The following is a 12,846-nucleotide window of genomic DNA, read 5'->3' as shown; positions in this document are numbered from 1 at the left end:
TCGCGCTGTGGCAAAAACCGGACAGGTAATTGCGTCTCCCCAGACTTACTTTCAGTCCTGGAAGCCCGCACGAAATCATCGCAGTGGACTACTGATGCACGTACATGGCGCTTGGCCACAGGCGGTTGAGGCGCGAATGCTATCGCCAGCACCGATGAGTGTCAATTTGATGAAGGCCGAAACGATGAAGTGCGCCTACTCCAAATTGGAACAGGTGCGCATGATCATTTGTGCCAAATTCCGAGCAACGCCTCGATTTCCGCATCGTTGATGAGGCCAGAGGGGTAGCGCTCGGAAAGCATGGCCCGGTAATCCGGAGCCTGGTGTTTTGAAGCCTGGGTTATCCGTAACCAGTCCGCCATCATCTGCCGTGCTTCACTGCTCGCAGACAAACCTTGAGTCACGCGTGGCTCATGACCTGCGTTCATAGGGATAACCTCTTACGTCTTGGACCGCGAAATCTACGGAGCTTTTGTTACAGACGAACGACTCGCGTCACCGCTAAGCCTTCGTGGAAACACCCCTTCCTAGAAAAACGAGAAGTCGCTACCCACAAAAAAGCCCGTCGTTCGACAGGCTTTGATGAGAGCAAGAAGTGAACCAACTCAGCGGCGGTGCGGCGCCGGTTGCTGCTGAGTCAGGCAATGAATGTTGCCACCGCCGAGCAGCAATTCGCGGCCCGGCACCATGACCACTTCATGCTCTGGAAACAGGCGTTGCAAGATCTGACGCGCCGTTTCGTCCAGCGGATCGTCGAAACTCGGGGCAATAATGCCGCCGTTGACGATCAGGAAGTTAACGTACGAACCGGCCAGGCGCACCGATGGGTTGCGTTCCTGGCTGCCGTGCACCTGATCGACGCCTGCGCACTCTTCATCCGTGGCAAACAACGGACCGGGAATCGGCATCTTGTGCACGACGAACGGTCGACCCTTGGCATCACGCGCGTTTTCCAGAATGCCCATGGCCGCCTGGCAGCGCGGGTAGTTGGGGTCTTTCGGATCATCAGTCCACGCCAGCAACACTTCACCTGGGCGCACGTAACAGCAGAAATTATCCACATGGCCGTCGGTTTCGTCGTTGTACAAACCGTCTGGCAGCCAGATGATCTTCTCGACCGACAAGTGATCGCGCAGCACGGCTTCGATCTCTTCGCGGGACAAGTGCGGGTTGCGGTTGCGATTGAGCAGGCATTCTTCGGTAGTGATCAGCGTGCCTTCGCCATCGACATGGATCGAGCCGCCTTCCAACACGAAGCCTTCGGTGACGTAACGCGGACAGCGTTCGATTTCCAGCACTTTGCTGGCCAGCTGTTCGTCCAGGTTCCACGGCGCATACAGGCCACCATCGAAGCCGCCCCAGGCGTTGAAGCCCCAGTCCACGCCGCGCACCTCGCCTTGGTCATTGATGACGAAGGTCGGGCCGGTGTCACGCACCCAAGCGTCGTCGTTGCTGATTTCGACGACGCGGATGTTCGGCACATCAAGACGCGCGCGGGCGTTGTCGTATTGCGCAGCGGATACGGCGACGGTCACAGGTTCGAAGCGGGCGATCGCCTTGGCCACCGCGACATGGGCGCTCTGCACGGGTTTACCGCCTAGGCGCCAGTTGTCAGGGCGCTCAGGCCACACCATCCAGGTCTGGGTTTGCGGGGCCCATTCGGCAGGCATGTAGAAGCCGTCGGCGCGTGGTGTGCTGTTGAGTGTGGTCATTAATCAGGACTCCAGTGAGCAGCGATGGAAGTAGCGGGACAGGGTCGACTTTATAGCCGATATATATCCGCCTTAGAAGTTTATCTCACATAAAATGCAGAATAATCTGGACTAAAATTCGATATAAATCTGTAAAAAAAACAGCCTGTGGGAGCGAATTCATTCGCGAAACGGTGGCACAGACGACGGAGATGCGTCGAATGTACCGACCATTCGCGAATGAATTCGCTCCCACAGATGACCTGTTCCATGCCCGACAAAGCGCCAGGTTTAATTACCCTTCAAGCTCGGTCAACACCTTCGAAACGCAGTCAACAAAGAAATCCACGCTGCGACGCGTCGTCACCATCGGTGGTTTGATCTTGAGGATGTTCAGGTAATCCCCGGTGGGTTGCATGAAGATGCCGAGTTCGCGCAGCCGGTCGCACAGGTAGGTGGTTTCTTCGGTGGCGGGTTCGAGGGTTTGGCGATTGCGCACCAGTTCTAGTCCGAGATAGAAGCCCGAACCGTGAGCTGCGCCCACCAACGGGTGTTGGTCGATCAGCGCCAGCAGCCGTTCCTTGAAATAGCCGCCGACCACCTGCGCGTTCTCCCACAGCTGTTCGTCTTCCATGACATCCAGCACCGCCAGGCCGATATGGCAGCTCACCGGACTGCCCCCCGCCGATGAGAAGAAATAGCCCTCGGCTTCCAGCGCCTCAGCAATCTCGCGCCGTGTGATCACCGCGCCAAGCGGGTGTCCATTGCCCATCCCCTTGGCCATGGTGATGATGTCCGGCACCACGCCCTGCTCTTCAAAGCCCCAGAAATAGTGCCCGAGACGGCCGTACCCCACTTGAATCTCGTCCGCGATGCACACCCCGCCCTGCGCGCGGACTTTCTGATACACCTCGCTCAAGTAACCCGGCGGCAGCGAGATGCCACCCGCGTTGCCGTACACCGGCTCGCAGATGAAACCCGCCACCTGACGCCCCTGCCTGGCCAGTCGTGCCAAGTGCGCATCCACGCTTTTCAGGTAGAACGGCGTGCTGTCCGCGCCACGCGCTTCGCCCCGATACGTGTTCGGCGCGACCACTGGATGCACCCAATCCGGACGCGTGCTCAACGCCTGCGGGTTGTCCGCAATGGACGTGGAAATCGCATCGGTGGCCACCGACCAGCCGTGATACGCCTCCAGCACGCTCAAGACATCGCGCCCGCCGCTGTAGGCCCAAGCCAACCGGATTGCCAGATCATTCGCTTCGGTGCCGCTGTTGACCAGAAACACCCGATCCATGCCTTGCGGCGCCAGCTTGAGCAGCCGCTCCGAGAATTCGGCGATGGACGCGTAATGAAAGCGCGAGTTGGTGTTCAGCAACGACCACTGCCGCGCCGCGACCTGCACCATGCGCGGATGACCATGACCGAGGACCGCGACGTTGTTGAGCATGTCCAGATACGAACGGCCTTGCATGTCGATCAGGTGATTGCGCCAACCGCGTTCGATCTGCGGCGGCGCCTGGTAATAGTGCTTCTGTGAGCGAGCAAAACTGGCGTCGCGACGGGCCAGCAACTCGGCAGCGTCTGAGGGGAGCGGCGCGTCGCAATCGAACCCCAGCAAACCGCTTGGCGAGGGGCACAACGTGCGCCAGGCAGCAGCGCGGGAAGGCGTACAAAACAGCGGCGGGCTGACGTTGCGTTCGGAACACAACTGCACGATCAATGAACCGCCGCCCTGCCCGATCACATCGCTGGCCCCGAACTCGACTCCGGAATCGAAATCCGATCGCACGCCCCACAGGCGCAGGTTCGAATGGGCACCGGCGAGCATTAACGCGCCGTCGGCGGTGTGTCGCAAGGTGCCGTGAAAAGGCGCGTGCACCGCTGTCCCGTGGGGGATCAGCAGTTCGACGTGCAACGCGAAGGTGTCCGGCTCATGGGCGCTGTCGAGCAACGTTCGGGAGAGCCGGAACTCCCCGTAGCGACTGGCGGCAAGGCCGTGCTCGTGGGCCGCCTCCTTGAGGAGCGTCTCGTCGATGCCACTCTGCTCCCAGTTTCCCGCCTCGAAATGCGCGCTGAGGACACCCAAATCAACGGTTTTGAATGGCTGCCCCGCCAGACTTGGCAGCAGGGGCGAAAACGGCGTTTCGCCTTTTGATTCGTTGGTCGTTTCAAGCAGACCCACGGCGTCCAGAATCGCAGCTTCCATCAACGCCATCGGCACCGAAGTCGCCACGTCGAAGATGTTCCATTCGCTGTCGAGGTTGGCCTGAATGTAAGCATTATCCGGCTCGACACTGCCGTGTTGCTCGCTGCTGAGCACCAGCACCGCCGAGCGATTGACGATCAACGGCCACAGCGCTTTCAGCTCTTCGATCTGCAAGGGGTTGATTTGGTGATACGCCTGAATTGCCGGCAGGATGTACAGCGGATCGCCTTCGGCATGGTGCAGCAGCGCGGCGCAGGTCACCGAGAGGTCCGCGATGCGCCAGGTACGCACCACATCCCCAAAGTCGATCAGGCCCTGCAACTGCCACATATGGTGGGCGTCGCGTTCCCAGACGACGTTGTATTCCGTGATGTCCAGGTGAATGGCTTGCACCGGCAATGCAGCGATCAATGGCAATAACCGGGCATGGGCCTGATCCGTTGCATTGGCGATGCAGGCCTGCTCATCCGCGTTTTCAATCACCGGCAGCAGGTGTTTGATCAGCGCGCTCGCATGGCGAGGGTCCCATTGCAGAATGCGCTCCAGCCCCGGATGGTCGAAGTCAGCCAGTGCGACATCGACCTTGGCACACAGCTCAGCCAAACGGGTCACCACGTCCCGGCTGAGGTGCTGAACATTGGCCAGCGACTGCCCGTCGATGAACTCCAGCAAGCGCACGTGCACCGCGTTCCCACCCACCTCGACCGACAAGATGTCGTCGCCACTGACCGCAGGCACCACCCCCGGCACCCGCAGATCGGGGTGCGCCCCCAGGTGCCGAAGCGTTGCATGCTGGGCCGCCAACTCAGCGGTGGCGTAGTCGCCCCGGCAGATCTTCAACACAAAGCGCCGCCCTTCGTTTGTGTCCAGCAAGAAATTTCGGTCTTGCTGACTGCCCAACTCCTTCAACGAACCCACCAGCCCGTAATGCACCGAAAGCAGTTCGGCCGCCTGATCGGGAGTGACCTCCGGGCAAGGCAGGCTGGATCGATGAATCAGGGTGGCGAGCGGCATGTGAAGGGTCTCGGGACAGGGATGAACGCGCAATATCGCCAGTTGCTCGTGAAATTCGCAACCCTGCGACAGCGCAACGTAAAGAAATCATTTAGCTGATCGATAGATAGCGTAGTCGTTAAGCGGATGAAACACTCACGGCAGTTTTATGACGCTATGCAGGCCTGGCCATCAATTAATTTCATGGCCATATGGGCGTTTGCGCCTTGCGCCTGTCACCACTCACCCACAAGCTATGCTTCGTTATCTTGACGTCCATCCAGGGAAGAAGGTCTGGCTATGCGAATACTTGTCACCGGTGGCGCCGGATTTATCGGTTCGGCGCTGATCCGCCATCTGATCAATAACACCGACCACGACGTACTGAATTTCGACAAATTGACGTACGCAGGCAACCTCGAATCGCTGCACAGCATCGTGACGAACACCCGCTACGAATTCGTGCAGCAGGACATCGTCAATCAGGCCGAAGTCAGCAAAGTGCTGGCGCGTTTCAGGCCTGACGCGATCATGCATCTGGCCGCTGAATCCCACGTGGACCGCTCCATCGACGGCCCGTCGGAATTCATCCAGACCAATATCGTCGGCACTTACAGCCTGCTGGAAGCGACTCGCGGTTACTGGCTGACCTTGCCTGAGGCCGAGCGCGCCGCGTTCCGCTTCCACCACATTTCCACCGATGAGGTGTACGGCGACCTGCATGGCGTCGATGACCTGTTCACCGAAACCACGCCTTACGCACCCAGCTCGCCCTATTCGGCCAGCAAGGCGGCGTCCGATCACTTGGTTCGCGCCTGGCAACGCACCTACGGCCTGCCAGTCGTCGTGACCAACTGCTCGAACAATTACGGGCCGTTCCACTTTCCGGAAAAGCTCATTCCGCTGGTGATCCTCAACGCCCTCGCGGGCAAACCGCTGCCGGTCTACGGCAACGGCCTGCAAGTGCGGGACTGGCTGTTCGTCGAGGATCACGCCCGCGCGCTGCTGAAGGTCGTGACTGAAGGCAAGGTCGGCGAGACCTACAACATCGGCGGCCATAACGAGCAAAAGAACATCGACGTGGTGCGTGGCATTTGCGCCCTGCTTGAAGAACTGGCGCCGGAGCAGCGCAAAGGCGTGGCCAACTACGCGGACCTGATCACTTACGTGACCGACCGCCCTGGCCATGACATGCGCTACGCCATCGACGCGAGCAAGATCGAGCGCGAACTGGGCTGGACGCCGGAAGAAACCTTCGAATCCGGGCTGCGCAAAACCGTGCAGTGGTATCTCGACAACCTGGAATGGTGCCGCAACGTGCAGGACGGCAGCTACCAGGGCGAACGCTTGGGCACCAACGTGAAGGATCTGATCGCATGACTAAAGGAATCGTACTGGCAGGCGGGTCGGGCACGCGCCTGCACCCCATCACCCTCGGGGTCTCCAAGCAACTGTTACCGATCTACGACAAACCGATGATCTACTACCCGATCTCGGTGCTGATGCTGGCGGGCATCAAGGAAATCCTGGTCATTTCCACGCCGCTGGACCTGCCGCAATACAAGGCCCTACTCGGTGATGGCAGCCAGTTCGGCGTGCATTTCCACTACGCCGAACAGCCCAAGCCGGACGGTCTCGCGCAGGCGTTCCTGATCGGCGAGGAGTTCATTGGTGACGATTCGGTGTGCCTGATCCTGGGCGACAACATCTTCCATGGTCAGCACTTCAGCGATCAGCTCAAGCGAGCGGCTGAGCACATCTCGGGCGCAACCGTGTTCGGCTATTGGGTCAAGGACCCGGAGCGCTTCGGCGTGATTGATTTCGACGAGAACGGCCACGCGCTGTCCATCGAAGAAAAGCCCAAGGCACCGAAGTCCAGCTACGCCGTAACGGGTTTGTATTTCTACGACAACGGCGTCATTCAGATCGCCAAAGACGTGAAACCGTCGCCTCGGGGCGAGCTGGAAATCACCGACGTCAACAACGCTTACCTCACACGCGGCGACCTGCGCGTCGAGCGTTTCGGGCGGGGCTTTGCCTGGCTCGACACCGGCACTCACGACAGCCTGCTCGACGCCTCGCAATATGTGCAGACCATCGAGCATCGTCAGGGCCTGAAAGTCGCGTGCCTCGAAGAAATTGCGTATCAGAACGGCTGGATCGATCGCGATCATCTGCTCAAACGGGCTGACTATTTTGGCAAGACCGGCTACGGTCAGTACCTGTTCAAAATTGCCGGGGAAAGCCAGTGAACGTCACTCAAAGCGAGTTGCCAGAAGTGCTCATCATCGAGCCTAAAGTGTTCGGTGATGAGCGCGGTTTCTTCTACGAAAGCTTCAACGCCAAAGCCTTCGCCGAAGCCACCGGGATTACCGATCAGTTCGTGCAAGACAATCACTCGCGTTCGCAGAAAGGCGTGTTGCGCGGTCTGCATTATCAAATCCAGAACCCTCAAGGGAAGCTGGTGCGCGTCACGGCGGGCAAGGTGCTGGACATCGCTGTCGACATCCGCCGCAGCTCGCCGCACTTCGGCAAATGGTTCGGCCTTGAGCTGTCGGCGGAAAACGCTCGCCAGCTCTGGATTCCACCAGGATTCGCCCACGGCTTCGTGGTGCTCAGCGATCACGCCGAGTTCTTGTACAAGACCACCGACTACTACACGCCATCCGCCGAGCGCTGCATTCGTTGGGACGACGAAGAGCTGGGCATCGACTGGGGCCTGAGCGACGCGCCAACCTTGTCGGCCAAGGACCAGGTCGGCAAAAGCCTCAAAGACGCGGAATTGTTCCCGTGAGTGCGCCACTGCGGATTCTGATCAGCGGGCAACACGGCCAGGTCTCGCAAGCGTTGCAGCACACTCTGAAGGACCTCGGTGAGCTGATCGTGGTGGGTCGCGACCAGCTCGATTTGAGTGAGCCGGAGTCGATCCGCAATGTCGTGCGTAAGGTCAAACCGGACCTGATCATCAACGCTGCCGCGCACACGGCAGTGGATCAGGCCGAAAGTGAACCCGACCTGGCCTACGCGATCAACGCGACGTCTCCCGGCGTATTTGCTGAAGAAGCTGCCGCGCTGGGCATCCCATTCATTCATTACTCCACCGATTACGTGTTCGATGGCAGCAAGAACGAAGCATGGACGGAAACAGATACGCCCCACCCGCTGGGCGTCTACGGCAGCAGCAAACTCGCCGGGGAGCAGGCCATCGAAAAGGCCGGTGGTCAGTACCTGATCCTGCGCACCAGTTGGGTCTATTCCCTGACCGGCCGCAACTTTCTGCTGACCATGCAACGCCTGCTGCAAGAGCGCGAAAAACTCACCATCGTGGCCGACCAGATTGGCGCACCGACGTGGGCGGGCACCATCGCGCAGAGCACGCGGGCGTTGATAGAGCGCTGGCGTGACGGCGAGCCCGGCAAGTGGGGCGTGTATCACCTGACGGCCAGCGGCGAAACGTCATGGGCAGGTTTTGCGGAGGCGATTGGTCAGGAACTGATCAAGGTCGGGAAGCCGTGCGCGACAATTGAGCCGATCCCTTCCAGCGCCTACCCAACCCCCGCCAAACGCCCGCTCAACTCCCGCCTCGATTGCAGCCACCTGCAACAGGAATGGGGCGTGAGCCAGCCGGATTGGCACGCTGCATTGCTGGAGTGCTTAGCTCAGCAGCGATAGGCGAATCGCGTGTAATCTATTGCGACCGCTGCGCGCTCGTTGGCGGATGAATCCACCCCCACAGAAAAACGCCCCCCCCCCTGTGGAAGCGAATTCATCCGCGAGACGTCGATGCAGGCATCACAAAAATCGGCAGCGTACGCATACGATGAACAGCACCACCCTACCCCGTCGCCCTCGCTGGCGCAGCCTCGCGTTATTGGCGTTGATCCTCGCGCCGCTGCTGTGGCCGCTCGAACGCCTGGCCGAGCGTTATTACCTCAATGAGCTGCTGAGCCAGAACCGCCAGACGCTGGACCTCTACGTCGCCAACCTCCTCGGCACGCTGCACCGTTACGAAGTGCTGCCACAAATCCTTGGTGACCTGCCGGGCTTACGCGCCATGCTGGCCAACCCTCAGGACAAGCAGACCCAAGAGCAGGCCAATCTGCTGTTGATGAATACGGCCCAGCAAACCGGCGCGGAAGTCATTTACCTGATGGCGCCTAACGGCGAAACCCTCGCGGCATCCAACTGGGACAAGCGCGACAGTTTCGTGGGTCGGAATTTCGCCTTCCGCCCGTATTTCAGCAACGCCATGGCCGGCAAACTGGGTCGCTTCTTCGGCTTGGGGACCACGTCGGCCAAACGCGGGTATTTCTTCGCCGCCGCCGTGCATGACGGTAACACTGTCATCGGCGTGCTGGTGGTCAAGGTCGATCTGGACCTGACCGAAACCCTGTGGGGCAAGACGCCTGAGCAATTGCTGGTCACCGACCACAACGGCGTGGTGATCCTGACGTCCAACCCGGCCTGGCGTTTCCGCGCGACACGGCCGCTCAGCGAAGAAGAAAAACAGGCCATCGTTGCGATTCAGCCGTACCCGACCCGCGACCCGCGCCCGCTTCAACTGAATGAAAACGGCTGGCTGACCCAGACCCAGCAGATCGACGAAACCGGCTGGAGCGTGAACATCCTCGCCCCGAAAGTGCTGGTCTCGCGTCCAGTGCGCACGGTGGTCGCCATCGGCGGCGCGACGTTGCTGGTGCTGATGTTGCTGCTCGGCATCATGATGCAGCGGCGGCGTCACTACCTGGACCGCATCAACTTCGAAGGCAAAGCCCGCCGCGAACTGGAAGTGCGGGTGATGGAACGCACCAGCGACCTGGAAGGCTTGAACCAGCGGCTGCGCCAGGAAGTGCTGGAACGGGAACATGCGCAACAGGAGCTGTTTCGTGCGCAGGACGAGCTGGTTCAAGCGGGCAAACTGTCGGCGCTGGGCACCATGTCGGCCAGCATCAGCCATGAGCTCAACCAGCCGTTGGCAGCGATCCGCAGCTACGCGGAAAACGCCGAAGTGCTGCTCGATCACCAGCGCACCGACGATGCACGGGGCAACCTCAAGTTGATCAGCGAGCTTACGGGACGTATGGCCTCGATCATCGCGCACTTGCGGGCCTTCGCCCGGCGTGACCGGCACGCGCCTGAAAGCGTGGCGCTGCAACCGGCCCTCGACGACGCACTGGCCTTGCTCGCCAAACGGCGCCGTGCCATGGACGTCGAGCTGATCCGCGACCTGCCCGACGCCACGCTGTGGGTGCAGGCTGGCGAAACCCGCTTGCGGCAGGTGCTCGGCAATTTGCTGGCGAACGCACTGGACGCTCTCACCGAGAAAGGCCCGCCGCGCAAATTGTGGATAAGTGCCGAGTACAACGCCGAGGGCGTCAACCTGTACATTCGCGACAACGGCCCGGGCTTTTCCCGCGAGGCGTTGGAGCATGCGCGCGAACCCTTCTTCACCACCAAGACGCGCACGCAGGGCCTGGGGCTGGGCCTTGCGATCTGCGATACGCTGATGCGCGCGCTGGGCGGCGAACTGCTGTTCGCCAATCACCCCGAGGGGGGCGCGCTGCTGACGTTGCGCATGCGCACCGGGGCTTCAGGGGTCAGTCTTCAACCGCCGGAGGATCTATCTGCATGACCACGGACACCGCCATCGACAGCCGTATTCAGGTTGTGCTGATCGACGACGACCCACACTTGCGTCAGGCCCTGAGTCAGACGCTGGACCTGGCAGGTCTGAAAGTCCTGCCGCTGAGCGACGCCACTGGCCTGCAAGCCCGCATTGAGCGTGACTGGCCGGGGGTGATCGTCAGTGACATCCGCATGCCAGGCATCGACGGCCTCGAACTGCTCAACCAACTCCACGCACAAGACCCGGAACTCCCGGTACTGCTGATCACCGGTCACGGCGATGTACCGCTGGCCGTCCAGGCGATGCGGGCCGGGGCCTATGACTTTCTGGAAAAACCCTTCGCCAGCGACGCGCTGCTCGACAGCGTGCGCCGGGCACTGGCCTTGCGCCGGTTGGTGCTGGACAACCGGAGCCTGCGTCTTGAGCTGAGTGATCGTCAGCAACTGAGTGCGCGACTGGTCGGCCTCTCGCCCCAGATGCAGCGCTTGCGTGACCAGATCGGTGCGCTGGCAGCCACGAAGGCCGATGTGCTGATTCTCGGTGAAACCGGCGCCGGTAAAGAAGTCGTGGCCCGCGCGCTGCATGATCTGTCCAACCGCCGTAACGGCCCTTTTGTTGCGATCAACGCGGGCGCGCTGGCGGAGTCGGTGGTCGAGAGCGAGCTGTTCGGCCACGAGCCGGGCGCTTTCACCGGGGCGCAAAAACGGCGCATCGGTAAATTCGAATTCGCCAACGGCGGCACGCTGTTTCTCGATGAGATCGAGAGCATGAGCATGGACGTGCAGGTCAAGCTACTGCGGCTGTTGCAAGAACGGGTGGTCGAACGGCTGGGCGGCAATCAGCAGATCCCGTTGGACATTCGCATCGTCGCCGCCACCAAGGAAGACCTGCGTCACGCCGCCGATCAAGGCCGCTTCCGGGCCGACCTGTATTACCGCCTGAACGTCGCGCCGCTGCGCATTCCCCCTCTGCGCGAACGGGGCGAGGATGCACTGGTGCTGTTTCAGCATTTCGCCGACGCCGGGAGCCTGCGTCACGGCTTGCCTCGCCACGAGCTGCAACCGGGGCAACGGGCAATGCTGTTGCGCCACAGTTGGCCCGGGAATGTGCGCGAGCTGCAAAATGCCGCCGAGCGTTTTGCGCTGGGTCTGGAGTTGGAGCTGGAAGGCACGTCGCCGCACATGCCCGCCTCGACCGGTGGCCTGAGTGATCAAGTCGAAGCCTTCGAGCGCGCTCTGATTGCCGCCGAACTGACCCGCCCTCACAACTCCGTTCGCAGCCTCGCCGAAGCACTGGGCATCCCCCGCAAAACCCTGCACGACAAACTGCGCAAACACGGCCTGATCTTTAGCGGTGGCGGTTCCGATGACAACGAATGAATCTGCGGCCAGCTACCTGGAAACCGTGCTGCATCACGACATCCCCCTGACCCGCGACATGGGCATGAAAGTCATCGCGTGGGAAAACCATCAACTGCGCCTGCACTTGCCGTTGGCGCAGAACATCAACCACAAGAGCACGCTGTTTGGCGGCAGCCTGTATTGCGGCGCCGTGCTGGCGGGTTGGGGTTGGCTGTACCTGCGGTTGAAAGAAGCCGGGATCGAAGACGGCCATATCGTGATCCAGGACGGCCAGATCAGCTATCCGCTGCCGGTGAAGCGTGACGGTGTGGCGATTTGCGAAGCGCCGGATGACGCGACCTGGGAGAAATTCGTAAAGCTTTATCAGCGTCGCGGTCGTGCGCGATTGGCGCTGAACACCCGAATCGTGGCCGAAGGATCGGACGATTCAGCGGTGGAGTTTGTTGGGCAGTATGTGTTGCATAAATGAACCCGGAATTGGGTCCACCGCAGAATGTTGAGTTGCCTGCGATCGGCTTCTGCCGAAGGCGTGGGAGCGCTGCTTGCTCGCGATCTGGCGCGAAGCGGCAGCAAATCCTGTGCATGCGGTGGGTCAGATGGATCGCAGGCGTCAGGTTTTGCTGCCGGTGCCCGGCAGATCGTAGGCAAGCCAACTCCCACGGCCTTCGGCCAGAATCAAAAGCCAATTGCTTCCACGGCAGAATGTTGAGTTGCCTGCGATCGGCTTCTGCCGAAGGCGTGGGAGTGCCGGGGTGGCGCTCCCACGGCCTTCGGCCAGAATCAAAAGCCAATTGCTCCCACCGCAGAATGTTGAGTTACCTGCGATCGGCTTCTGCCGAAGGCGTGGGAGCGCTGCTTGCTCGCGATCTGGCGCGAAGCGGCAGCAAATCCTGTGCATGCGGTGGGTCACATGGATCGCAGCCGTCAGGTTTTGCTGCCGGTGCCCGGCAGATCGTAGGCAAGCCA

11 protein-coding genes are annotated in these 12,846 nt (G+C 60.8%); 7 read left to right on the top strand and 4 right to left on the bottom strand.

All coding sequences use genetic code 11. The features are described 5' to 3' along the window. Positions 1–224 precede the first annotated feature (224 nt). The 3 genes from ACIQAL_RS12940 to ACIQAL_RS12930 all read right to left on the bottom strand — a co-directional run bounded on the left by ACIQAL_RS12940 (position 225) and on the right by ACIQAL_RS12930 (position 4,914). Complete coding sequence (locus tag ACIQAL_RS12940; protein ID WP_401145822.1) at positions 225–404, bottom strand: hypothetical protein; 180 nt, start codon at positions 402–404, stop codon at positions 225–227. A 201-nt stretch (positions 405–605) separates the two neighbouring features. Further along, entirely contained in the window at positions 606–1,712 is a 1,107-nt protein-coding gene (gene aguA / locus ACIQAL_RS12935; protein WP_401145820.1) for an agmatine deiminase, read from the bottom strand. A gap of 274 nt (positions 1,713–1,986) precedes the next feature. Continuing rightward, on the bottom strand, positions 1,987–4,914 hold the full coding sequence (locus ACIQAL_RS12930) for an aminotransferase (protein ID WP_401145817.1): 2,928 nt from the start codon (positions 4,912–4,914) through the stop codon (positions 1,987–1,989). Positions 4,915–5,193: 279 nt separating this feature from the next. Here ACIQAL_RS12930 and rfbB point away from each other — a divergent pair, with 279 nt between their 5' ends. The 7 genes from rfbB to ACIQAL_RS12895 all read left to right on the top strand — a co-directional run bounded on the left by rfbB (position 5,194) and on the right by ACIQAL_RS12895 (position 12,349). Beyond that, on the top strand, positions 5,194–6,273 hold the full coding sequence (gene rfbB / locus ACIQAL_RS12925) for a dTDP-glucose 4,6-dehydratase (RefSeq protein ID WP_401145815.1): 1,080 nt from the start codon (positions 5,194–5,196) through the stop codon (positions 6,271–6,273). After that, complete coding sequence (gene rfbA / locus ACIQAL_RS12920) at positions 6,270–7,145, top strand: glucose-1-phosphate thymidylyltransferase RfbA (RefSeq protein WP_401145812.1); 876 nt, start codon at positions 6,270–6,272, stop codon at positions 7,143–7,145. Before rfbB ends, rfbA begins: the two co-directional genes overlap by 4 nt. Continuing rightward, on the top strand, positions 7,142–7,687 hold the full coding sequence (rfbC, locus tag ACIQAL_RS12915; protein WP_166594186.1) for a dTDP-4-dehydrorhamnose 3,5-epimerase: 546 nt from the start codon (positions 7,142–7,144) through the stop codon (positions 7,685–7,687). The genes rfbA and rfbC overlap by 4 nt, the downstream gene beginning before the upstream one ends. Further along, the gene (gene rfbD, locus ACIQAL_RS12910) at positions 7,684–8,565 is read left to right on the top strand and encodes a dTDP-4-dehydrorhamnose reductase (protein WP_401145811.1); all 882 of its coding nucleotides are present in this window, start codon (positions 7,684–7,686) and stop codon (positions 8,563–8,565) included. The genes rfbC and rfbD overlap by 4 nt, the downstream gene beginning before the upstream one ends. 148 nt (positions 8,566–8,713) lie before the next feature. Continuing rightward, positions 8,714–10,525: an ATP-binding protein gene (locus ACIQAL_RS12905; RefSeq protein WP_401145809.1), complete on the top strand. Its 1,812-nt coding sequence runs from the start codon at positions 8,714–8,716 to the stop codon at positions 10,523–10,525. Then, positions 10,522–11,898, top strand: a complete 1,377-nt coding sequence (locus tag ACIQAL_RS12900; protein ID WP_341960672.1) for a sigma-54 dependent transcriptional regulator — start codon at positions 10,522–10,524, stop codon at positions 11,896–11,898. Before ACIQAL_RS12905 ends, ACIQAL_RS12900 begins: the two co-directional genes overlap by 4 nt. Next, positions 11,885–12,349, top strand: coding sequence for a YiiD C-terminal domain-containing protein (locus tag ACIQAL_RS12895; protein WP_401145808.1), 465 nt, complete (start codon positions 11,885–11,887; stop codon positions 12,347–12,349). The genes ACIQAL_RS12900 and ACIQAL_RS12895 overlap by 14 nt, the downstream gene beginning before the upstream one ends. A gap of 141 nt (positions 12,350–12,490) precedes the next feature. On the opposite strand, the gene ACIQAL_RS12890 is transcribed toward ACIQAL_RS12895, so the two are convergent. Continuing rightward, positions 12,491–12,846, bottom strand: a 356-nt coding sequence (locus ACIQAL_RS12890; RefSeq protein WP_401145806.1) for a hypothetical protein, incomplete at its 5' end; no start/stop codon positions are given.

The organism is Pseudomonas sp. NPDC088368 (genome assembly GCF_044753445.1).
GTDB lineage: Bacteria > Pseudomonadota > Gammaproteobacteria > Pseudomonadales > Pseudomonadaceae > Aquipseudomonas > Aquipseudomonas bambusae.
The sequence above is the reverse complement of the archived record's forward strand: the minus strand, read 5'-3'. Positions and strand labels throughout refer to the sequence as shown.

Excerpts from the sequence above, each read along its gene's own strand:
- aguA (WP_401145820.1), bottom strand. The coding sequence starts at position 1,712 with ATGACCACACTCAACAGCACACCACGCGCCGACGGCTTCTACATGCCT.
- ACIQAL_RS12930 (WP_401145817.1), bottom strand. The coding sequence starts at position 4,914 with ATGCCGCTCGCCACCCTGATTCATCGATCCAGCCTGCCTTGCCCGGAG.
- rfbB (WP_401145815.1), top strand. The coding sequence starts at position 5,194 with ATGCGAATACTTGTCACCGGTGGCGCCGGATTTATCGGTTCGGCGCTG.
- rfbA (WP_401145812.1), top strand. The coding sequence starts at position 6,270 with ATGACTAAAGGAATCGTACTGGCAGGCGGGTCGGGCACGCGCCTGCAC.
- ACIQAL_RS12905 (WP_401145809.1), top strand. The coding sequence starts at position 8,714 with ATGAACAGCACCACCCTACCCCGTCGCCCTCGCTGGCGCAGCCTCGCG.
- ACIQAL_RS12900 (WP_341960672.1), top strand. The coding sequence starts at position 10,522 with ATGACCACGGACACCGCCATCGACAGCCGTATTCAGGTTGTGCTGATC.
- ACIQAL_RS12895 (WP_401145808.1), top strand. The coding sequence starts at position 11,885 with ATGACAACGAATGAATCTGCGGCCAGCTACCTGGAAACCGTGCTGCAT.